Below are 22550 nucleotides of genomic sequence, written 5' to 3'. Positions count from 1 at the left end.
ATTCACCATGACAGTCGTTCCACTGCGCATACCGGTCGAAGTGTCCGGGCCGGTCCAGCACCTGGGCCAGCTGGTGTCCGTCGATGCCGACGGGCTGTTCGAGGTGCACACCGAAGACGGCGCCACCTGGCACTGCCGCCGCGCCGCCAGCTGCCTGCTGCAGCCGCAGCCGGGCGACACCGTGCTGCTGTCGGGGCCGGACTCCCGGCGCGTCTACCTCCTGGCCGTCATCGAGCAGGCTGACGCGTCGGTGAGCCGCATCGAGGCGCCCGGCGATCTGCGCCTGGCGGCGCCCGCGGGGGCGATCTCGATCGAAAGCGCCGCGGACCTGCGCCTTCACAGCGCGGCGACGCTGCAGATGCAGGGCGCGCAATGGGCGCTCGACGCGCAACAGGCGCAGTGCGACGTGCGCGAGATGCGCTACACCGGGCAGGCGCTCGATGCCACGGTCGGCCGGCTGCGCCTGGTCGGCCAGGTGTTCGAGTCGGTGGCCGAGCGCGTGATGCAGATCGCGCGCAACGCACTGCGCTTCGTCGACGGCGTCGAGCAGGTGCGCGTCGGCCACCTCGACCTGCGCGCGCAGGAGACCGCCATCGTCCACGGCAAGCACGTGGTGATCACCGGCAAGGAACTGATGAAGGTCGACGCCGGGCAGATCCACATGGGCTGAAACAGACGCATCCCACCCCACAACAAACCCAAGGAGAAAACACGATGTTGGCGACACACCAATGGATGGGCGGTGCACTGGCGTTCCCGGACGTCTGCAAGATGCCGTTCCCGTTCCCGTTCTTCAACCTCGGCCTGCGGCCGATGACCATTCCGGCGTGCTGGCACATCCTGCTGTACGGCGGTCCGATGCACAACCTCTTCGCCAAGACGCCCATCACGCTGCTCGACCAGCCGGGGGTGCTGGGCGGCATCATCTCGCAGGTGTTCATGCAGGTGCAGCGGCACATCACAGGCTCATTCACCCTGCTGCTGCGCGGCGGGCCGGCCACGCGGCTGACCAGCCTGGCGATTCAGAACCGCATGAACATCATCGGCTTCGAGTGCATCCCCGGCCTGCACTTCAAGTTCTTCAACTTCAAGTTCTGAAGCGCTTCGGTCGCGGCCTGACGAGGGGTCAGGCCGCCGTCCCCGCCAGCGTCACCTGCTGCGGCGACCCCACCCACACCGCCAGCGCCGAGTAGTTGTCGCGCGACTTGTCGGCCTTGGCCTCGGCCGCGCGGCGCAGCAGCGCGAGCCACTCTTCCGCGCTGTCGGCCAGTTGCAGCGATCGTTCCATCACCTGCTGCGAGATGAGCTGCCAGAGCCCGTCGGTGCACAGCAGGAAGGCATCGCCATCGGCCAGCCGCTGCGGTGTCGACACCGAGGTCTCCGCCGTCGCACGCGCACCGAGCGCGCGGTACAGCAGGTTGCTCTTCACCAGGCGCTCGCCGCCGTTGGCGCCCTGGCCCGCGGCGGCTTCGCCCGAGCGTTCGGACAGGCTGTGGTCTTCGGTGCGCTGCATCAGCGCGCCGCGGCGGAACCAGTAGAGGCGGCTGTCGCCGACGTGGGCCCAGCAGGCCTCGCCGGTGGCGCGGTCGACGAACAGCGAGACGATGGTCGCGCTCATGCGGCTCTGGTCGGCCAGCTCGCGCTGCTTGGCGAGCACGGCGTCGTTGGCTTCCTTCACCGCGTGGCGGATGTCGTCGGCCGCGACGGAGGGGTGGTCGACAAAAGTGTTGAGCGCGGTGTCGACCACGATGCGCGAGGCCAGCTCGCCGCCCGCGTGGCCACCGACGCCGTCGCTCACGACGAAGCAGGCGTTGCGTTCGTCCAGGTGATAACCGATGGCGTCCTGGTTGCCGCTGCGTTCGCCCACGCACGAGAACTGCGAGGTCGAGATGGGCACCGCGAAGGCGTGGGTGGCTTCAAGCACGGCGCGCCTCCTTCAAGCGTTCCATCTCGCGGTCGTAGGCCTGCTGGAAGGCGCGGCCGAAGACGGCCTGGAAGTCGTCCTCGACGGCGGCGGTGGTGTGGGCGTGCAGCTGCTTCAGCTGGCGCCACAGCCGCGCCTCGCGACCGCCCGGCAACAGCTTCTCGCCGAGCCCACCGTCGTGCGGCGTGGCCTTGTCGAGGCCGCCCGGGTCGAAGCGATGCAAGAGCGTGAGCAGCGCGGCGCGCATGCCGGCGACCATGCCGAGCTGGTGCGACTGCAGGTCGCCCAGCGCATCGTGCACGGCGGCCTCGGGCGTGAGAAAGCCGGGCATGCGCGCGCCGAACATCTGCATCAGCACGGCGCGGCCGTTGGGCAAGATCTTGAAGGGGTTGTTCTCTTCGTCCACGATCATGGTGATCTCGGCGCGCACCTCGCGCTTGAGCATCGCGCGCGACGACAGCAGTTCGATGGTGCCGTCGGTGAAGGCGCGCATCAGCCGGCCGAGGTGGCGCATCGCCTCGGCATCGAGCGGCTGCTGGCCCGCGATCTCGGGCACGCCGGCGCCTTCGAGAAACGCCTTGAACAGGTCGTCGCCGGAGGAGGGCGCGCGTGGTGAGGTCGCCGCTGGTGCAGGGACTGCAGCGAGGGGCAAGGCTGGCGGTGCTTCTTCCTCAAGCACGGCGGGCTGCGCCACCGCGACCGGAATCTCCGGCGCTGCGACAACAACGGGCTCCTCTTCAACAGGCGCAGCCTCTTCCACTGGCTCCGGCATGGCGACCGAGGGCGTGATCGCCACCGGCTGCGGCGGATTGAACTGCGACGTCATCTCCCGCGCATGGTTCGCGAGGCTGTGCCCTGATGACACTGCCGGCGGCCGTGCGATCAGGTCCATGGCCGGGTGCACGTCGTCGAGCGGGTTGTCCTGCGTCAGCGCCGTAGGTCGCGGGTCGGACAGCGGCGAGGGCGCATCGCGGTCTTCGGCGAAGAAGGAGAGCGGGTCCATGCTGCGCTTGAGCGCGAGGTCCGAGAGGCCCTGCGTCGCCTGCGGGTCCAGCCCGGCGAGCGGATCGACGGGGTTGCGCTGCGCCTGCGAGGGCAGGGCGAAGGGCTCGTGCGCCAGCGGGTCGGGCATGGGCGTCGCCGCGGCATCGTCGGCACGGCGCGGTGCGTTCGCGAGGATGGCGTCCCAGTCGGCGGCCGACGGCATCTGCGCGGAGACCTGCGTGGCAGTAGCGGACGACAACGGCGGTGGCGGCGGTGCAGGCAAGGGCGCGGGGGCCGGTGCATTCACCGGCGCCGGCGCGAACGTCGGCATCGCGACCGTCGTCTCGGGTGGCGCATCGCCCAGGGGCAGCGCGCCTTCGCCGAACAGGTCCGCGAAGACATCGGAGGCCGGCGACGCGGTGGGCAGCAGCGCGCTGATCGACGGGGCCGATGCGAGGCTCGATGCCACAGGCGGAGCAGACACCAACTGCGACAGCGACGGCTCGGTGATCGGTGCGGCCGGTGGCTCGGTGAGCGGCTCGGTGATGGGCGCCTCGGCGATCGCCGGCGGTGGTGCCTGGCTTGCACTCGCGGCTTCGAGCACGTAGCTGCCGATGGTCACGCGGTCGCCGAGCGCGACGCGCGATTCTTCTTCGTGGCGCAGCGTGCGTCCGTTCACGCTGATCGGCAGCACCGCACTCATGTTGCGCACCACGGCGGCGCCGTCGTCGTCGAAGCGCACGGTGGCCTGCAGGCGCGAGATCTGCCGGTGTTCGTCGGGCAGCACGAGGTGGTTGTCGGGGCTGCGGCCGATGGTGCCGCCCGGGGCGGCGAGCAGCGCCGAAGGCCCCGAGGCCACGGGCATGCCGCCGTGTTCAATCACTGTCCAGCGCATGGCATCTCCATGTTCGTCGCGGTGGGCGCGAGCGTGCCCGGGCGCGGCCGTGGCCGGCCGCGTGTCATCCGCGCTTCATCTTCTTCGCGGCCTCGAACGCGGGGCCCCACACGGGGTGGGTGCGTTCCGCGACATTCAGGTCGAAGCTCGGGAACACATCGAGGAGCTTGCGGAATTGCGTGCGGCATTCCGCGATCTGGTTGTTCACGCAGTAGCTGAAGGCCTCGAGCTTGAGTGCGGCCAGCCGCGTCGCGGGCTCGGCCCCGTCGAACACCGACACGCCGCCGCTCTTCAAGGTGGAGATGGCCTTGGCGTAGTCGCCCGCATCGTAGGCCTGCTGCGCGCGTTCGAGCGTGGTGCGTGCCACTTGCTGGCTCAGGCGTTCGGGTTGCTGTGAGGCATCCGGGGTGCTCTGGCAGCCGCTCAACAGCGCAAGCATGAAGGCAAAAGACAGAACAGGCAGGCAAGACTTCAATCTTTTCTCCTACTTCGCGAGCGGCAATGCGTGAGAGAGGGCGTGCTGTTGCATCACGATGCAACAGCACGCAATGCACACCGTGCGCGTGCATGGTTTCGATAATATAGATCGCGAAGCTTTCAGGGAGATCTCATGCATCGACGGACCTTGATTCAAGGCGCATTGGCCACATCGCCGTTGCTCGCAGGCCTCGCAGGCCTCGCTGGTTGCGCATCGACAGCGAAGTCGATGCCCACGCCGTATGCCATCACCGTGCGCATCGACGACGGCGTGAATCCCGATGGTCGCGGCCAGGCCGCACCGATTCTCGTGAAGGTCTTCGAACTGAAATCTTCCGGCAACTTTGAAACGGCAGACTACTTCGCGCTGCAGGACCGCGACCGCGAGACGCTCATGACCGAGCTCGTGAACGCGGACCAGGCCATCTTGCGCAGCGGCGAGGAACGCGTGTTCAAGCGCGAGGCCGGACTCGACTCGCGCGCCATCGGCGTGATCGCCGGCTATCGCAAGCTGGAAGCGGCGCGGTGGCGCATCGTGTTGCCGTTGAAGGAGCCGAAACAAACGAATCTTTACAAGGTGTGGCAGTTTTCTCCGGGCGAGCAGAGCGTGCGCATCGCGGTGCGCAAGAGCGGCCTCGAACTGCTACCAAGTCGTTAAGTTTCAGCGCGCGCTAATACGAAAGTGCGGCGCATTCGCCCCTGAAAAGGCATGCAAAACGCAAGAGGCGCCGTGTAGCATCAGACGCGAAAGAAGATCGAGCGGGGAGCCGCTGTACAGCGCATTTCCCGCCTCCGTGTGAGCACTCCAGGAGGTTCTTTGGTGACAGTTCGCAACGCGGGCGCAGCCGGTCAGGGCGCCCAATCTCAGGCATTGGCGAATCGCGTGGTGTGGTCCGAAGGCATGTACCTGCGGCCCCAGCACTTCCAGCAGATGGAGCGCTATGTCGAGCAGTACGTCACTCGCCGCACCGCGGGCATGCAGGGTGCCTACTGGGGATGGCTGCACCTGGACATCGACCGCGATGCCTTCGCGCTCGGGCGCGTGTCGCTGCTCGGCGGCGCGGGCGTGCTGCCCGACGGCACGCCGTTCTCGTTCGGCCTCGAAGACGCACCGATGCCCTTCGATGTGCCCACCGACCTCACCGACGAACTCATCGTGCTCGCACTGCCACTGCGCAGGCCCGGCAGCGAAGAAGTGATCTTCTCGGAAGACGAAGGCTCGGCCGCGCGCTTCGGCGTGGTCGAGCGCGAAGTGGCCGACGGCAACGCGGTGGCGCTCGGCCCCGCGGTGCTGCAGCTGGCGAAGCCGCGCCTGCGGCTGGCGCGCGCGTCGTCGCTCACCGCCGAGTGGCAGGCCATCGGCGCGGTGCGCGTGATCGAGCGGCGCACCGACCACAAGCTGGTGGTCGATGCCAACTACATCCCGCCGGTGCTCGATGCCTCGGCGCACCCGATGCTGCGCAGCATGACGGCCGAGCTGCACGGTCTGCTCACGCAGCGCTCCGAGGCGCTGGCCTCGCGGCTGTCGCAGCCGGGGCGCGGCGGCGTGAGCGAGGTCTCCGACTTCCTGCTGCTGGAGCTGGTCAATCGCTACCTCGCACTCACCTGGCATGCGCAGCAGGCGGTGCAGGTGCACCCCGAGACGCTGTTCGTCGACTGGCTCAAGCTGGCCTGCGACCTGGCCACGCACACTTCGCCCACGCGCCGTCCGGTGGTGTGGCCGGTGTACGACCACGACAACCTCAACGAGAGCATCCGCCCGCTGATGGAAGAGCTGCGGCGTTCGCTGTCGGCGGTGCTCGAGCAGAGCGCCATCGCCATCGAACTCGAAGAGCGCAGCCACGGCGTGCGCGTGGGCCGCATGCCCGACCCGGTGCTGGTGCGCAACGCGGCCTTCGTGCTCGCGGTGCATGCCGACCTGCCGGCCGATGCCGTGCAGCAGCGCTTTCCGACGCAGGTCAAGATCGGCTCGGTCGAGCGCATCCGCGACCTCGTGCAGCTGCAGCTGCCCGGCGTGGTCGTGCGCTCGCTGCCGGTGGCGCCGCGCCAGATCCCGTACCACGCGGGCTACCACTACTTCGAACTCGACAAGGGCGGCGACATGTGGCGCCAGCTCGAGAAATCGGGCGGCGTCGCCATGCACCTGGCCGGCGACTTTCCGGGGCTCGCCATGGAGTTCTGGGCCATCCGTCCGTGAGGGACCCTATGAACGGTGCCAATGACATGGCCGTCGGCCCGGGTGGTTTCGTGCCGCCCAATCCGGGCGGCGGCGCGACCACGCACGGCGGCCCGGGGCCGCAACCCCAGCAGCAACCCCAGCCCGATGCCTTCACCGCGTGGCACGACGCGCGGCGCCCGCATGCGGGCGACACGGCGCTGGCGGGCAACAACCCGCTGGTGGCGGCGGCCAACCCGCTGCTCGACCTGATCCCGCAGATCCGCGCCACCGGCCACCACCCGTCGCCCGCGCAACTGCGCGAGCACCTGGTCGACGAAGTGCGGCGCTTCGAGACGCGCGCGCAGCAGGCCGGTATCGCGCCCGAAGTGATCATCGGCGCGCGCTACTGCCTGTGCACCGCGGTCGACGAGGCCGCGGCGCTCACGCCGTGGGGCGGCAGCATCTGGTCGTCGCAGAGCCTGCTCGTGATGTTCCACAACGAGACCTGGGGCGGCGAAAAATTCTTCCAGCTGCTGTCGCGGCTGGTGCAGAACCCGCAGCAGCACCTGCACCTCATCGAGCTCATCTACTTCTGCCTGGCCATGGGCTTCGAGGGGCGCTTTCGCGTCATCGACAACGGCCGCTCGCAACTCGAGACGCTCAAGCAGCGGCTGCTGCAGATCATCCGGCAGGCGCGCGGCGAAATCGCGGCGCCGCTGTCGCCGCACTGGCAGGACGCGAGCGCGCCCGTGCGCCGCACGCGCCACTGGCTGCCGGTGTGGGCCGTGGGCGCGGTGGCGGCGGTGCTGCTGGTGCTGGTGTTCGCGGTGCTCACCTTCAACCTCGCGGGCCATTCCGACGGCGCCTTCTCGGCCGTGAACGCGGTGCGCCTGCCGCAGACGCAGCGCGCGGTGGCGGTGCCCGCGGCGCAGCCGCGCCTGCAGCGCTTTCTCGAGCCCGAGATCCGCGACGGCCTGCTCACGGTGCGCGACGAGGCCGACCGCAGCGTGGTGGTGCTGCGCGGCGACGGCCTGTTCGCCTCGGGCTCCGACCGCGTGCTCGACCGCTACGCGCCGGTGCTCGCGCGCGTGGCCGACGCGCTCAACGCGGTGGAAGGCAACGTGCTGGTCAGCGGCTTCAGCGACGACCAGCCGATCCGCAGCGTGCGCTTCCCGTCCAACTGGCAGCTCTCGCAGGCGCGCGCCGATGCGGTGAAAGCCATGATCGCCACGCGCCTGAGCCGGCCCGAGCGCTTGCGCGCCGAAGGCCGCGGCGATGCCGACCCGCTGGTGCCCAACGACTCGGCGGCCAACCGCGCGCGCAACCGGCGCGTCGAGGTGACGCTGCTGGTGGCGCCGGTGGCGGGCGTGCCGATGCCGGGGTCTGCGCCGCAACCCCGGCAGCAACAACCACAAGGAGGAACCCGCTGATGCTGCGCGCGCTCTTCCGTTTTCTCGTCAGCCGCGACCTCTGGGTCTTCTTCGGGCTGGTCGCGCTCGCGTTCCTGATCTGGGTCATCGGCCCGGTGATCGCCGTGGGCCGCTACCGGCCGCTCGAAGGCGAGTTCGTGCGCATCGTCGTCATCGCGCTGATGTTCGGCGTGTGGCTGGTGCGCGTGGCCTACCGCAAGTGGCGCGAGCGCCGCCTCAACGCGCAGCTGCTGCACCAGCTGCGCACGCCGTCGCCCAAGGCGAAGGAGGCCAAGCCCGAAGAGGCGCCCGAGATCAAGGAGCTGCACAGCGGCTTCGCCGACGCCACCGCGGTGCTGAAGAACATGCGCTTCGGCCCGGGCCCCGGCGGCAAGGCGGCCGGGCGCTTCGCGCTGTTCGACCGGCAGTACCTCTACCAGCTGCCCTGGTACATCTTCATCGGCGCGCCGGGCTCGGGCAAGACCACGGCGCTGGTCAACTCCGACCTCGACTTTCCGCTCGCCGACCAGCTCGGCAAGGCCGCGGTGCGCGGCATCGGCGGCACGCGCAACTGCGACTGGTGGTTCACCAACGAGGCGGTGCTCATCGACACGGCCGGGCGCTACACCACGCACGAGAGCCACCGCGAGACCGACGAGGGCGAGTGGAAGGGCTTCATCGAGCTGCTCAAGAAGTTCCGGCCGCGCCAGCCGATCAACGGCGCGATCCTCACCATCAGCATCGCCGACCTGCCGCTGGCCGACGACGCGCAGCGCGCGCGCCATGCGATGGCGCTGCGCAAGCGGCTGCTTGAGCTGCGCAACGACCTGGGCATCAACTTCCCGGTGTACGTGCTGGTCACCAAGACCGACCTGCTGGCCGGCTTCAACGAGTACTTCGGCTCGCTGGGCCGCGCCGAGCGCCAGCAGGTGTGGGGCTTCACCTTCCCCATCGAGGGCAACCCCGCCGACCCGGCCAAGGCCGACCTGCGCGAGCGCTTCCACCAGGAATACAAGCTGCTGCACCAGCGCCTGGACGAGCGCCTGCCCGAGCTGATGGCCACCGAGCCCGACCCGATGCGGCGCGCGCAGGCCTACCTGCTGCCGCAGCAGTTCGCGAGCTTCGAGGACATCCTGGGCACCTTCCTGGCCGACGTGTTCAACCCGTCGAAGTTCGAGGTGGCGCCGCTGCTGCGCGGCGTGTACTTCACCAGCGGCACGCAGGAGGGCACGGCCTTCGACCGCGTGATGGGCGCCATCAAGCGCTACCTGCAGGTGAACGCGCCGCCCGCGCCGCCGCCGGGCCCGGGCAAGAGCTACTTCCTCAAAGAGCTGCTGCAGCAGGTGATCTTCCGCGACGCGGGCGTGGCCGGCACCAACCTGCGCTGGTACCGCCGGCGCCGCGCCATCGACCTGGCGGGCTACGCGCTGGTCGGCGTGCTCGCGGTGGTGCTGCTGGGCGCGTGGGCCAACAGCTGGCGCCACAACAAGGCCTACGTGGCCGAGGTCGACGGCAACGCCAAGGCCTTCAACAAGGCCGCCGCGCGCGGCGAGCTGCCGACGGTGGTCGATTCGAGCGGCGACATCGCGAGCTCGCTGCTCATCCTCGACCGGCTGCGCGACCTGCCCAAATCGGCCGAGTTCGACATCGGCGATCCGCCCGTGGGCTACCGCTTCGGGCTCTACCAGGGCGAGAAGCTGCAGGCCGCGACCGACGGCGTGTACCAGCGCGCATTGGAAACCGTGCTGCTGCCGCAGGCCGCGCAACGCGTCGAGCAGTCGCTGCGCGAGGCCGCGAAGGCCGACGCCGAATACAGCTACGAGGCGCTCAAGGCCTACCTCATGCTGTACGACCCCGAGCGCTACGACGCCGACTTCCTGCAGGCCTGGCTGCTGACCGACGTCGACCGCAAGATCGGCGCCTCGCTCACGCGCGAGCAGCGCACGAACCTCGAAGCGCACCTGAAGACGCTGTTCGCCGACCGCGTCGTGAGCTCGCCCTTCACCAAGGACGACAAGCTCATCGCGCAGACCCGCGAGCGCCTGGCCGGCGTGCCGCTGGCGCAGCGCTCGTACGCGCGGCTGCGCCGCATCCTCTTGCAGACCAGCGCGCCCAATGCCTTCACCATCGCCGAGGCGGGCGGTGCGGAGTCGGCGCTGGTGGTGCGGCGCGCCAGCGGCAAGCCGCTGACCGACGGCATTCCCACGCTGTTCACCTACCGGGGCTACTGGGACATCTTCGACAAGCGCATGGCCGAGACCACGCTGGCGCTGGAGCAGGAAGACCGCTGGGTGCTGCAGATCCGCGCGCCGGGCATCGCCGACATCACCTCGCGCGAGCTGCTGCTGCGCGAAGTGCGGCGCCTGTACCTCAGCGACTACATCCGCACCTGGGACGAGTACCTGGCCGACATCCGGCTGGCCGAGAGCAAGTCGCTGCTGCAGAGCATCCAGATGACGCGCGTGCTGTCGACCGGCGAGTCGCCGATGTCGCGCCTCATCCGCGGCGCAGCGCGCGAGACCGACCTGCTGCGCAACCACGACGAGGCCACGCGCAGCCTGCTCGACCAGGCGCAGAACCGCGTGACCAGCACGCGCGAGCGCATCGAGCAGCTCATCGGCCAGCCCGACGGCAGCCAGCGCCGCAACACCGCGCCCGACCGGCCCGAGTCGCTGGTCGACAACCACTTCGCGCCGCTGCGGCGCATGGTGACCGCGCCCAAGGCTGGCGGCCAGACGCCGCTGGACCAGACGGCCGCACTCATCAACGAGCTGTACACCTTCCTCACCGCCACCGACACCGCGCTGCGCAGCGGCAACATCCCGCCGCCCGGCGACGCCGTGACCAAGCTGCAGGCCGAAGCAGGGCGCCTGCCGGTGCCGTTCCAGGGCATGCTGAACGACCTGTCGGCCACCGCGTCGTCGAAGGCCGCGGCGGTGACGCGGCAGAACATCGGCCAGAACGCGGCCGCGACCATCGGGCAGTTCTGCAGCCAGGCGATCGCGGGGCGCTACCCGTTCGCGCGTGGTTCGAACCGCGACGTGGCGGCCGGCGACTTCGCGCAGCTGTTCGCGCCCGGCGGGATGATGGACGACTTCTTTCAAAAGAACCTCGCCTCGCAGGTCGACACCTCGGTCAACCCGTGGACCTTCAAGCGCGGCGTGGACGGCAGCGCGTCGGGGCGCTCGGCCTACCTCGATGCGTTCCAGAAGGCGCAGGCGATCCGCGACGTGTTCTTCACGGGCATGGCGGGCGGGCGCACGCCCTCGTTCACACTCGACATCCGGCCCGAGGACATGGACGCCACGCTCACGCAGTTCACGCTGGACATCGACGGCCAGACGGTGCGCTACGCCCACGGCCCGCAGGCGCCCAGCAGCATCAAGTGGCCCGGCCCGCGCAACAGCAACCAGGTGCGGTTGCAGGTCACGGTGGCCAACGGCACGCCGGCCGGCGGCATCGTGACCGAGGGGCCGTGGGCGCTGCACCGGCTGTTCGACAAGGCCTCGATCTCGTCGGGGCGCACGCCCGAGTCGTTCAACGCGACCTTCGACCTGCAAGGCAAGAAGGTGGTGCTCGCGGTGACGGCCAACAGCGTCTACAACCCGCTGCGGCTGTCGCAGATGAACAGCTTCTCCTGCCCCGGGAAATCCTAGGATGACGCCTCCCCCGCACGCCTGGTCGCCGCTCGACGAGCAGATCGGCTGGTACGGCAAGCTGCCGTCGGCCGGCGACTTTCTCTACCGCCGCATGCCGCGCGAACTGCAGGCCTGGTGGGACCGCTGGATGCAGAACGGCCTGGGCAGCTTCAAGCGCTGGCCCGACGCCATGACGCGCCACTACGCGGTGGCCCCGGTCTGGAACTTCGCCATCCCCGCGACGCACGGCGTGAACGCGGTGCAGCTGGGCTGCATCGCGCCCAGCTGCGACCGCGTGGGCCGCTACTACCCGGCCTGCGTGGCGCTGCAGGTGGACGCGGCGCGCTACCACCCCGCGCTGCTCGAAGGCTCGGCCGCCTGGTACTGGCAGTGCGGCAGCGCGCTGCTGCAGGCCATCCGCCACGGCGTGGCGCCCGACCTCTTCGACGGCCAGGTACTGGCCGCGGGCCGCACGGGCTTTCGCACCGCCAGCGGCGGCTCGGACGACATCCTCTCGATCCTCGGCGCGGCCGCCGGCCCTGCCAACGGTGCGCGCGGCGCGAGCGCGCAGCAGCGCCTGGGCTGGCCCGAGCTGCCGCTGTGCTTCGACCCCTTCGGCGGCACCAGCTACTGGTGGACCAACCAGGCCGACGGCTCGCCGCTGCGCACCGCGGCGCACGGCGGCGGGCTCAACACGCCGCTGTTTTCCCAGTTGTTTTCGCAAGGCCACGTGCCATGGGCATGACGCGCCCGACCCACCCGCAGGAAGAAGAGACACCCCATGACGACGCCCGCCAGCCCTAGCGCGACGCCCGACCCGCAGGAGGAGCGCCCCCATCCCCTCGGCACGGGCCACCGGCTCGACGAGTTCGAGCTGCTCGAAGTCATCGGCGAGGGCGGCTTCGGCATCGTCTACCGCGCCTACGATCACTCGCTGCAGCGCGAGGTGGCGGTCAAGGAATACATGCCTTCGATGCTCGCGCGCCGCGTGGGCGACAACAGCGTGCACGTGCGCTCCGAGCGCCTCACCGCCACCTTCGCGGCCGGCCTGCGCAGCTTCATCAACGAGGCGCGCACGCTGGCGCAGTTCAGCCACCCGGCGCTGGTGCGGGTGCATCGCTTCTGGGAGGCCAACTCCACCGCCTACATGGCGATCCAGCTGTACAAGGGCCGCACGCTGCGCCAGCTGGCCGAGAGCGAACCGGCCACGCTGACCGAACCCTGGCTGCTGGGCATGCTGGGGCCGCTCTTGGGCGCGCTCGACACGCTGCACCACAGCCAGTGCTTCCACCGCGACATCGCGCCCGACAACATTTTCATCCAGCAGCAGGACGACCGCCCGGTGCTGCTGGACTTCGGCGCCGCGCGCAAGTCGATCGCCGACCTGGTCGACGAGGTCGCGGTGATGGTGAAGTCGGGCTATTCGCCGATCGAGCAGTACGCCGACGACAACACGCTGCTGCAGGGCGCGTGGACCGACCTCTATGCACTGGGCGCCGTGCTGTACCGCGCGGTGACCGGCCACCCGCCGCCCTCGGCCGTGGTGCGCAGCGTGCAGGACGCCTACGTGCCGCTGTCGTCGATGGACCGCGACGACCTGAGCCCGGCCTTCTGCGCCGCGGTCGACCACACGCTGGCCGTGCACAGCAAGGACCGCACGCAGACGGTGGCGGCTTTCGCGGCGGAGCTGGGGCTGGTGAAGCTGGGCGATCTCTATGTGGTGGACCGGTCGGCGCCGGCGGTGGTGGCTGCTGCTGCCGTGCCCGTCGCGGCGCCCGTGCCGCAGGAGCCGCCTGCGCCGGAGCCGGTGGAGGAAGCGCCACCGCCCGCGCCCGAGGTGCAGCCCGTGCCCGTGGAAGCGGCGACCGCGCGCGTGCAGGCACCACCGCCGCCTGCGCCGCCATCGCCTGTCGCACGACCGAAGAAGGCATCGAAGCGCCCGCCGTGGTTCCTTGTCGGCGCGCTGGTGCTGGCGCTGTTCGCGGTCGGCGGCTGGATCGGCTGGCGGCTGACGGCCAAGGCACCGTCCGATCCGATGATTGCGGCCGCGCCACCGCCGGGCACGCCGATGTCCGATCCGGGCGCGCCCCCGGCCGCGATGCCGCCGGCCGGCGCGACCTCCGAGGCCCCGCCGGCGTCCGCGCCCGCCGCATCGGCCAGTGCCCCGCTGAGCCCGCTCGACAACGTGCCCATCGCCGCCGCGCCCACGCCGCCTGCTGCGCCGCCGGCCGAGCCCGAGGCACAGCCCGCACCGACCGCACAGCCGGCGCAACCCGAAGCGCCGCCGCCCCCCGACCCCGCCGTGGTCGCCGAGGTGGAAGACTGGAACCTGGCCCAGGCCGAGAACACCCGCGAAGGCTACGAGGCCTACCTGCGGCGCCACCGCCGCGGCCTGCATGCGCGCGAGGCGCGCAACGCCATCGCCCAGCTCAACCGGCAGTCACCGCCTCCGCCGGCCGCGGGCAGCACGAACCCCGTGCCGACCGTGATCGCGGGCGCACCGCCGGCCCCGCCACCGCCGCCGGCCGCGGCACCCGGCATGGGCCGCGTGCAGTTCAACATCCGGCCCTGGGGCCAGGTCTTCGTCGACGGCGCCGACCGCGGCGTGAGCCCGCCGCTCAAGTCGCTGCCGCTGCGTCCGGGCATCTACACGATCGAGGTGCGCAACGGCGACCTCACGGCCTACCGCCAGCGCGTGACGGTGCAGGACAGCAAGTCCGCACCGGTGGTGAGCCACGAGTTCAAGTAAGAGGGCCGCGGGTCAGGGCGTGCCGGTGCGCAATGCGCGGCGGTACTGCACCGCCTCCGCCACGTGCGCGGCCTGCACGGCGTCCTGTCCCGCGAGGTCGGCGATGGTGCGCGCCACCTTCAGCGCGCGGTGCGTGCTGCGCGCCGACCAGCCCAGCCGCGCGGCCGCCTGCTGCAGCAGCTGGCGCGCGGGGCCGTCGAGCACGGCGTGCGTGTCGATCGCACGCCCCTGCAACGCCTGGTTCGCGTGGCCCTGGCGTTGCAGCGCGCGGTCGCGTGCGCCCACCACGCGCGCGCGGATGCTGTCGGTCGATTCGCCCGCCGGCGCATCGAGCAGCTGCGGCGCCGACACGGCCGCCACCTCGATGTGCAGGTCGATGCGGTCCAGCAGCGGGCCGCTGAGCTTGCCCTGGTAGCGCGCGACGCGCTCGGGCGTGCAGCGGCAGGGCTTGAGCGTGGAGCCGAGGTAGCCGCAGGGGCAGGGGTTCATCGCGGCGATGAGCTGGAAGCGCGCCGGAAACTCTGCGCGACGGGCGGCGCGGGTGATCGTGATGGTGCCGGTCTCCAGCGGCTCGCGCAGGGCTTCGAGCGCGGCGCGCGTGAACTCGGGGAATTCATCCAAAAACAGAACGCCGTGGTGCGCGCGCGAGATCTCGCCCGGCCGGGGCGGCGAGCCGCCGCCCACCAGCGCCACCGCGCTCGCCGTGTGGTGCGGCGTGGCCGTCGGCCGGCTCATCCAGCGCTCGGGCGCCAGCCGGCCGTCGAGGCTGGCGATGGCCGCGCTCTCCAGCGCTTCGTCCACGTTCATCGGCGGCAGCAGGCCGGCGAAGCGGTGTGCCAGCATCGACTTGCCCGAGCCCGGCTCGCCCACCATGAGCAGGCTGTGGCCGCCGGCCGCGGCGATCTCGAGGGCGCGCTTGGCGCCGGTGTGGCCCTTGACGTCGGCCAGGTCGGCATAGCGCGGGGCGCCGTCGCCGGGCGCGGCGCGCACGTGGGTCCAGCCGTCGTCGCTCGCATCGACCGGACCGCCGCCGCTGGCGGCGAACTGGCGCACCACGTCGAGCAGGTGCCGGGCCCCGTACACCTGCGCACCGGGCACCAGCGCGGCCTCCTGGGCGCTGTCCAGGGGCAGCACCAGCCGCACGGCCGTGCCCTGGGTGTAGGTGGCCACGGCCATCGCGAGCGCGCCGCGCACGGGGCGCAGTTCGCCCGACAGCGACAGCTCGCCGGCGAACTCATGGCCGGCCAGCCGCGCGTTCTCGATCTGCCCACTGGCCGCGAGGATGCCCAGGGCAATGGGCAGGTCGAAGCGGCCCGAGTCCTTCGGCAGGTCGGCGGGCGCCAGATTGACCACGATCTTCTTGTTGGTCGGAAATTCGAGCCCGGCGTTCTGGATCGCCGAGCGCACGCGTTCGCGTGCTTCCTTGACCTCGGTCTCGGCCAGCCCGACCAGCGTGAAGCTCGGCAGGCCGTTCGCCAGATGCACCTCGACCGTGACGGCGGCGGCCTCCAGGCCGAGCAAGGCGCGGCTTTGCACCAAAGACAGACTCATTTTTCTCCCTCTCCCCAAGTTGGTGCGCCTGCGACGTGCAAGCCCAGGACCGTGCAGCGTGCAAGCGTGTGCAACTGCCGGAAACAGGGCTTGTAACGATTTGGCGCTCATCGCCGGACACCTGCGCCCTCTGGCCGGGGCGGTATTCGTGCAGTTTGGCACGCTCCCTGCTTTGAGGGTGCTCAGGTCCAACAACACACTTGCGAGGAGTTCCCTGATGACGCACCGTACCGCCGCCCAGGCGTTGATCGTTCTGGCCACTGCACTGACCGCCTCGGGCGCCGCCATGGCCCAGGCCGCCGACGCCGCCGCACCGGCGCCCGCGCCCCTGCTCACGGGCAATGTCTCGCTGACCACGAACTACAAGTTCCGCGGCCAGGACCAGGACATGATCGGCAAGAACGACTACGCCAAGACCAAGGGTTTCAAGCCCGCCATCCAGGGCGGCTTCGACTACGCCTTCGGCGACAGCGGCTTCTACATCGGCAACTGGAACTCCAGCGTCAACTGGCTCAAGGGCAACAGCATCGAGAGCGACCTGTACGGCGGCTACAAGTTCAAGGCCGGCCCGGTCGACATGGACGTGGGCGCGCTCACCTACATCTACCCGGGCAACTCGGTGGGCAACACCACCGAGCTGTACGTGGGCGCCACCTACGCCAACGACAGCTTCGGCTCGTTCACGGCCAAGTACTCGCACACGGTGTCCAAGGACTACTTCGGCTACGCCGGCGCCAAGACGGGCTCGGGCCTGAAGGGCCGCAACACCGGTTACCTGAACCTGGCCTACAGCAAGGAGATCGTGCCCAAGGTCACGCTCAAGGCCGCCGTCGGCTTCACCAACATGTCCAGCGACATCCGCAGCCTGGGCTACAAGAGCTACGTGGACTACAACATCGGCGCCACCTACGACTTCGGCAGCGGCCTGACGCTCACCGGCTCGGTGCAGGGCGCCAACAAGAAGTCCAACTACCAGGTCGTGGCCTACCCGGGCATCGAGATCCCCGACTTCGGCACCTTCGGCACCACCTACTACTCGCCCAACAAGGCACGCTTCATCCTCACGCTGACGAAGACGCTGTAATCGACACAACAACCAGGCGCGGCCCACGTTGCCGCGCCGCCTTTCATCCATCCAGAAGGAGCAACTCATCATGAAGCTGGTCACAGCCATCATCAAACCGTTCAAGCTCGACGAGGTGCGCGAAGCGCTCTCGGCCATCGGCGTGCAGGGCATCACCGTCACGGAAGTGAAGGGCTTCGGTCGCCAGAAGGGCCACACCGAGCTGTACCGCGGCGCCGAGTACGTGGTCGACTTCCTGCCCAAGGTGAAGATCGAGGCGGCCATCTCCGACGAGCTGGTCGACCGCGTGATCGAGGCCGTGGAAGGCGCCGCGCGCACCGGGAAGATCGGCGACGGCAAGATCTTTGTCTACAACCTCGAGCAGGTCGTGCGCATCCGCACCGGCGAAACGGGCCGCGAAGCCCTCTGATCGAGTCCTGGCCCGAAAGAACAACGACTATGAAAAAACTTCTTGTCTCTCTTGCGCTCGGCTTGAGCGTCTTCGTCGCCGGTACTTCGGCGCTGGCCCAGGCACCCGCCGCCACCCCTGAGGCACCGGCTGCATCGGCACCTGCCGCTGCTGCGCCCGCGCCTGCAGCAGCTGCAGCACCCGCGGCCGCCGAGGCCGCGCCCGCCGCACCGGCCGCCGCCCCCGCGCCCAAGGTCGACTCCGGCGACACCGCCTGGATGCTCACCTCGACCCTGCTCGTGATCCTGATGACCATCCCCGGCCTGGCGCTGTTCTACGGCGGCCTGGGCCGCTCCAAGAACATGCTGTCGGTGCTGATGCAGGTCTTCGTGATCTTCTCGCTCATCAGCCTGCTGTGGGCCATCTACGGCTACAGCCTGGCCTTCACGGGCGACGGCAACTTCTTCGGAAGCTTCGACAAGATCTTCATGAAGGGCATCACGCAGGAGACCTTCGGCGCGCTGACCACGATCCCCGAATACGTGTTCTTCGCCTTCCAGGGCACCTTCGCGGCCATCACCGTGGCGCTGATCGTCGGCGCCTTCGCGGAACGCGCCAAGTTCTCGGCCGTGCTGCTGTTCTCGGTGATCTGGTTCACCTTCAGCTACGTGCCCATGGCCCACATCGTGTGGGGCGGCGGCCTGCTGGGCAAGGACGGCGCGCTGGACTTCGCCGGCGGCACCGTGGTGCACATCAACGCCGGTATCGCCGGCCTGGTCGGTGCCTACATGGTCGGCAAGCGCGTGGGCTACGGCAAGGAAGCCTTCACGCCGCACTCGCTCACGCTCACCATGGTCGGCGCCTCGCTGCTGTGGGTCGGCTGGTTCGGCTTCAACGCCGGCTCGGCAGGTGCGGCCAACGCCGCCGCCGGCCTGGCTTTTGTGAACACGGTGCTCGCCACCGCCGCCGCGGCCCTCTCGTGGATCCTGGGTGAGAGCCTGCACAAGGGCAAGGCCTCGATGCTGGGCGCCGCATCCGGTGCTGTCGCCGGCCTCGTGGCCGTCACGCCCGCCGCAGGTTTCGTCGGCCCGATGGGCTCGATCGTGATGGGCCTGCTGGCCGGCCTGGTTTGCCTGTGGGGCGTGGGCGGTCTCAAGCGCATGCTCGGCGCGGACGACGCGTTCGACGTGTTCGGCGTGCACGGCGTGGGCGGCATCCTGGGTGCCATCCTGACCGGCGTGTTCGCTGCCAAGGGCCTGGGCGGCACCGGCGGCCTGACCCCCGACACCTTCTCGATGGGCGCGCAGGTCTGGATCCAGGTCAAGAGCGTGCTGTTCACCATCGTGTGGTCCGGCGTGGTTGCGTTCATCGCCTACAAGATCGCCGACCTGACCCTCGGCCTGCGTGTGTCGGAAGAGGAAGAGCGCGAAGGCCTCGACATCTCGTCCCACGGCGAAACGGCTTACAACCGCTGATTCGCACACAGACAGCGGGTGGTCCGGCACGGCGCCGGCCCCCGCGCTTCAAAGACCACCACCACCCTTTTCGATACAAAGAAGAACAACCACTCCCGGTTTTTTCAGGCGAGTCTCCTTTGGATGTTCAGCCCGCGAGCGCTTCGGCGTCAGCGGGCTTTTTTTTGCCCGCGGCCCGCGTGGGCGGGGGCACAATCGCCCCACCATGTGGACCTCCATCGAAGACAGCCTCTGCGAGCTGGGTGAATCGCCGTTCTGGCATCCGCACGAACGCGCGCTCTACTGGCTCGACATCCCGGGCCGCGCTGTGCTGCGCACGCGCGGCGAGATCGGTTCGCCCACGGCCACGGTCGAGCGATGGGCCTTGCCCACCGAACCCGGCTGCATGGCGCCGGCACGCAGCGGCGGCCTCGTGATCGCGCTGCGCGACGGCATCTACCGGGCCCGCGAGTGGGGCGGCAGCCTCGTCGCGATGGCGCGCGCGGAGCACGACGTGCGCACCATGCGCTTCAACGACGGCAAGTGCGACGCGCTCGGCCGCTTCTGGGCCGGCTCGCTCAACGAGGCCAAGGACCGCGCCAACGCCGCGCTCTACTGCTTCGACGCACGGCCGGGGGACGTCTCGCCCACCATCACGTCGATGCTGGAACACGTCACCACCGCCAACGGCCTGGCGTTCTCGCCCGACAACCGCACCCTGTACTGGGCCGACACCGCCGCGCACGTGGTGCGCGCCTGGGACTGGGACGCCGAGGCCAACACGCTCTCGCATGCGCGCGTGTTCCAGCAGTTCGACCCCAAGCCCGCGGGCTGGGTACCCAGCACGCCCACGCATTACGACGGCCGCCCCGACGGCGCCACCGTCGACGCCGCCGGCCACTACTGGGTCGCGATGTTCGAAGGCGCGCAGCTGCTGCGCTTTGCGCCCACGGGCGAGCGCGTGGCCGCCATCGCGGTGCCGGTGCAGTGCCCGACCATGCCCTGCTTCGGCGGCGACGACCTGCGCACCCTGTTCGTCACCAGCGGGCGCAAGGGCCGCCCGGCCGACGAGCTGGTGCAGCGCCCGGCCTCGGGCACCGTGCTCTCGATGCGCGTCGACACGCCGGGCCTGCCGGTGAATTTCTTCGAAGACTGAGTCGGGCCGCTGCCGAGGATGGCCCTGCACCACATCCCCCCGATCCAATGCCTGCTGACCTTCGAGGCCGTTGCGCGCCTGCGGCATGCGGGCCGCGCGGCCGACGAGCTGTGCGTGACGGCCAGCGCCGTGAGCCACCGCATCCGCCAGCTCGAGGCGCACGTGGGCTTCAAGCTCTTCGGGCGCAGCGACTTCAGCCTCACGGCCGACGGCGCGGCCTACCTGGCGAACGTGCGCGTCGGCCTGGCCGCGCTGCAGCAGGCCACGCCCGGCAGCCGTGACGCGGCGCTGCGCGCACCGCGCCTGAGCGTGGCGGTCACGCCCACCTTCAGCCGCCAGTTCTTGATGCCGCGGCTGGAGCTCTTTCGCAACATCTACCCCGACATCGAGCTGGCGCTGCATGTGTCGATCCCGCTGCTCGACGTCACGGCCGAGCAGACCGACCTGCAGGTGCGCTACGGCATCGGCGCGTACGCCGACTGCGAGCACCGCCTGCTCATCGCCGAGGACGTGGTGCCCGCCTGCAGCCCGAGCTACCTGAACGAGTTCGGGCCCTTCGACGGCTTTCGCACCGCGGCCGAGATCGCCAGCGCGCGGCTGATCCGCAGCCCGCTCGAGCCGTGGGGCACCTGGTTCGCGAGCTGCGGCATCGACCAGCCCGAGCCGCACCTGGGCGCGCAGTTCAACGATCTGGGCCTGGTCTACGACGCGGCCGCCAGCGGCTTCGGCGTGGCGCTGGTGCGACAGAAACTGGGCGCCGCATGGTTCGAATCGGGCCGGCTGGTGGCGCTGTCGGAGCGGCCCGTGCCCTCGCCGCACCGCCACTACATCTGCTGGCAGCCGGGCACGCTGGAGCGCTGGGAGTGCGCGGCCTTCGTCGACTGGATCGTTCAGACGCTGCATTGACCGACACGCCGGCCCGACAAATTTTTATCAAGGTCCGGGCAAAAAACCTTCAATCCGGACGGCGCGCTTCTCCCTAGAGTGCGGGGCACAACAACAGCCTCCCCGGAGACAACGCATGACCTGGCAGCAGATCTACGACCCGTTCGGCAACATGATCATTTCCACCGCGCTCGCCGCGATCCCGGTGGTGGTGATGCTTGCGTGCCTCGGCTTCTTCCACATCAAGGCCCACATCGCCGCCGGCCTGGGCCTGCTGGCGGCGCTGGCCGTCGCCGTGTTCGCCTACGGCATGCCGGCCGAGATGGCCGGGCGCGCCGCGCTCTTCGGCGGCTTCACGGGCCTGCTGCCGATCGGCTGGATCGTGCTGAACATCATCTTCCTGCAGCAGCTGGCCGAACAGAACGGCAGCTTCAAGGTGTTGCAGGACTCGCTCTCGGGCATCACCGAAGACCGGCGCATCCAGCTGCTGCTGATCGCCTTCTGCTTCGGCGCGTTCTTCGAGGGCGCGGCGGGCTTCGGCACGCCGGTGGCGGTCACGGCCGGCATCCTGATCGGGCTGGGCTTCTCGCCGCTGGCCGCCTCGGGCCTCTCGCTGATCGCCAACACGGCGCCGGTCGCCTTCGGCGCGCTCGGCACGCCGGTGATCACGCTGGCCAAGGTGCACGGCTACGACCTGATGGAAGTCACCGCGATGATCGGCCGGCAGCTGCCGTTCTTCTCGCTGCTGGTGCCGTTCTGGCTGGTGTGGGCCTTCGCCGGACGCAAGGCGATGATGGAAGTGTGGCCCGCCATCCTGGTCACGGGGGTGTCGTTCGCGGTGCCGCAGTACCTGGTGTCGAACTTCATCGGCCCCGAGCTGGTCGACATCATCGCGGCCATCGTGTCGATGGCCAGCCTGGTGCTGTTCCTGCGCGTGTGGCAGCCGAAGAACGTGTGGCGCTCGCCCTCGCTGCGCGGCAAGGACGTGAGCGCGCACGAGGCCAAACCGCCGGCCGCCATCGTCGTGCACAGCCGCGAAGCGCTGGTGCGCGCATGGATGCCCTGGGTGATCCTCTCGGTGTTCGTCTTCATCTGGGGCCTGCCGTCGGTGAAGACCGCGCTCAACGGCGTCTTCGCGCCCTCGTTCCTGATGGGCGGGCTGCACAACCTGATCGAGAAGATGCCGCCGGTGGTCATGGCGCCCACGAAGGAAGGCGCGGTGTACGTGCTGAACCTGCTGTCGGCCACGGGCACCGGCATCCTGCTGTCGGCGATCGTGAGCGCGCTGTTCATGAAGTACAACCCGGTCGAGATCGTGCGCACCTTCTTGCGCACGCTCTGGATGGTGCGCTACTCGCTCATGACCATCGTGCTGATGCTCGCGCTGGGCACGCTCACGCGCTACTCGGGCACCGACACCACGCTGGGCCTGGCCTTCGCCAACACCGGCGTGTTCTATCCCTTCTTCGGCACGCTCATGGGCTGGATCGGCGTGGCCATGACGGGCTCCGACACGGCCTCGAACGTGCTGTTCGGCGGCATGCAGAAGGTCGCGGCCGAGCAGCTGGGCCTGGCGCCCAACCTCATGGGCGCGGCCAACAGCTCGGGCGGCGTGATGGGTAAGATGATCGACGCCCAGTCGATCGTGGTGGCCTCCACCGCCACGCGGTGGTTCAATCACGAAGGCGACATCCTGCGCTACGTGTTCTTCCACTCGATCGCGCTGGCCTCGCTGGTCGGCCTGTACGTGACGCTGCAGGCCTATGTGTGGCCATTCACCCTGATGGTCGTCCGCTGA

Annotated in this window: 18 protein-coding genes; 14 read left to right on the top strand and 4 right to left on the bottom strand. The window is 69.7% G+C overall.

Annotation, left to right across the window (positions count from 1 at the left end; genetic code table 11):
- The first annotated feature begins 7 nt into the window (after positions 1 to 7).
- Positions 8 to 670: a DUF3540 domain-containing protein gene (locus AC1RLW_RS25335; RefSeq protein ID WP_493195551.1), complete on the top strand. Its 663-nt coding sequence runs from the start codon at positions 8 to 10 to the stop codon at positions 668 to 670.
- A 44-nt stretch (positions 671 to 714) separates the two neighbouring features.
- Positions 715 to 1098: a DUF4150 domain-containing protein gene (locus AC1RLW_RS25330; RefSeq protein WP_354345219.1), complete on the top strand. Its 384-nt coding sequence runs from the start codon at positions 715 to 717 to the stop codon at positions 1096 to 1098.
- A gap of 28 nt (positions 1099 to 1126) precedes the next feature.
- Here the strand turns inward: AC1RLW_RS25330 and AC1RLW_RS25325 are convergent, their stop codons facing one another.
- From AC1RLW_RS25325 to AC1RLW_RS25315, 3 genes are all read right to left on the bottom strand, one after another.
- Positions 1127 to 1924, bottom strand: a complete 798-nt coding sequence (locus AC1RLW_RS25325) for a PP2C family protein-serine/threonine phosphatase (protein ID WP_095949836.1) — start codon at positions 1922 to 1924, stop codon at positions 1127 to 1129.
- A complete protein-coding gene (gene tagH / locus AC1RLW_RS25320; protein ID WP_493195550.1) occupies positions 1917 to 3803 on the bottom strand; it encodes a type VI secretion system-associated FHA domain protein TagH in 1887 nt (628 codons plus the stop codon). Before tagH ends, AC1RLW_RS25325 begins: the two co-directional genes overlap by 8 nt.
- Before the next feature lie 64 nt (positions 3804 to 3867).
- Positions 3868 to 4242 (bottom strand): TssQ family T6SS-associated lipoprotein, encoded by a 375-nt coding sequence (locus AC1RLW_RS25315; protein WP_223301458.1) that lies wholly within the window; start codon positions 4240 to 4242, stop codon positions 3868 to 3870.
- A 171-nt stretch (positions 4243 to 4413) separates the two neighbouring features.
- Between AC1RLW_RS25315 and tssJ the strand changes: the two genes are divergently transcribed.
- The 6 genes from tssJ to AC1RLW_RS25285 all read left to right on the top strand — a co-directional run bounded on the left by tssJ (position 4414) and on the right by AC1RLW_RS25285 (position 14234).
- The gene (gene tssJ, locus AC1RLW_RS25310; RefSeq protein ID WP_493195549.1) at positions 4414 to 4938 is read left to right on the top strand and encodes a type VI secretion system lipoprotein TssJ; all 525 of its coding nucleotides are present in this window, start codon (positions 4414 to 4416) and stop codon (positions 4936 to 4938) included.
- Positions 4939 to 5181: 243 nt separating this feature from the next.
- Positions 5182 to 6477: a type VI secretion system baseplate subunit TssK gene (gene tssK, locus AC1RLW_RS25305; RefSeq protein ID WP_235926916.1), complete on the top strand. Its 1296-nt coding sequence runs from the start codon at positions 5182 to 5184 to the stop codon at positions 6475 to 6477.
- Positions 6478 to 6485: 8 nt separating this feature from the next.
- On the top strand, positions 6486 to 7868 hold the full coding sequence (locus tag AC1RLW_RS25300; protein WP_493195548.1) for a DotU family type VI secretion system protein: 1383 nt from the start codon (positions 6486 to 6488) through the stop codon (positions 7866 to 7868).
- Complete coding sequence (gene tssM / locus AC1RLW_RS25295; protein WP_159273468.1) at positions 7868 to 11503, top strand: type VI secretion system membrane subunit TssM; 3636 nt, start codon at positions 7868 to 7870, stop codon at positions 11501 to 11503. Before AC1RLW_RS25300 ends, tssM begins: the two co-directional genes overlap by 1 nt.
- 1 nt (position 11504) lies before the next feature.
- A complete protein-coding gene (tagF, locus tag AC1RLW_RS25290) occupies positions 11505 to 12230 on the top strand; it encodes a type VI secretion system-associated protein TagF (protein WP_062473933.1) in 726 nt (241 codons plus the stop codon).
- Positions 12231 to 12266: 36 nt separating this feature from the next.
- A complete protein-coding gene (locus tag AC1RLW_RS25285; protein ID WP_493195547.1) occupies positions 12267 to 14234 on the top strand; it encodes a serine/threonine-protein kinase in 1968 nt (655 codons plus the stop codon).
- Between the two features lie 12 nt (positions 14235 to 14246).
- Here AC1RLW_RS25285 and AC1RLW_RS25280 read toward each other — a convergent pair whose 3' ends face one another.
- On the bottom strand, positions 14247 to 15785 hold the full coding sequence (locus tag AC1RLW_RS25280) for a YifB family Mg chelatase-like AAA ATPase (protein WP_493195546.1): 1539 nt from the start codon (positions 15783 to 15785) through the stop codon (positions 14247 to 14249).
- Between the two features lie 217 nt (positions 15786 to 16002).
- Between AC1RLW_RS25280 and AC1RLW_RS25275 the strand changes: the two genes are divergently transcribed.
- The 6 genes from AC1RLW_RS25275 to AC1RLW_RS25250 all read left to right on the top strand — a co-directional run bounded on the left by AC1RLW_RS25275 (position 16003) and on the right by AC1RLW_RS25250 (position 22550).
- Positions 16003 to 16869, top strand: a complete 867-nt coding sequence (locus tag AC1RLW_RS25275; protein ID WP_062482029.1) for a TorF family putative porin — start codon at positions 16003 to 16005, stop codon at positions 16867 to 16869.
- Positions 16870 to 16939: 70 nt separating this feature from the next.
- Complete coding sequence (gene glnK, locus AC1RLW_RS25270; protein ID WP_056583732.1) at positions 16940 to 17278, top strand: P-II family nitrogen regulator; 339 nt, start codon at positions 16940 to 16942, stop codon at positions 17276 to 17278.
- Between the two features lie 29 nt (positions 17279 to 17307).
- Positions 17308 to 18732 (top strand): ammonium transporter, encoded by a 1425-nt coding sequence (locus tag AC1RLW_RS25265; RefSeq protein WP_095743182.1) that lies wholly within the window; start codon positions 17308 to 17310, stop codon positions 18730 to 18732.
- A gap of 205 nt (positions 18733 to 18937) precedes the next feature.
- Positions 18938 to 19867: an SMP-30/gluconolactonase/LRE family protein gene (locus tag AC1RLW_RS25260; protein ID WP_307589546.1), complete on the top strand. Its 930-nt coding sequence runs from the start codon at positions 18938 to 18940 to the stop codon at positions 19865 to 19867.
- An 18-nt stretch (positions 19868 to 19885) separates the two neighbouring features.
- Positions 19886 to 20773 (top strand): LysR substrate-binding domain-containing protein, encoded by an 888-nt coding sequence (locus AC1RLW_RS25255; protein ID WP_062482020.1) that lies wholly within the window; start codon positions 19886 to 19888, stop codon positions 20771 to 20773.
- Between the two features lie 115 nt (positions 20774 to 20888).
- A complete protein-coding gene (locus tag AC1RLW_RS25250) occupies positions 20889 to 22550 on the top strand; it encodes an L-lactate permease (RefSeq protein ID WP_493195545.1) in 1662 nt (553 codons plus the stop codon).

The sequence above is a fragment of the Variovorax sp. GW822-FHT04A09 genome, from assembly GCF_058801005.1.
Note: the sequence above shows the minus strand (reverse complement) of the source record. Positions and strands in the feature narration are given on the sequence as shown.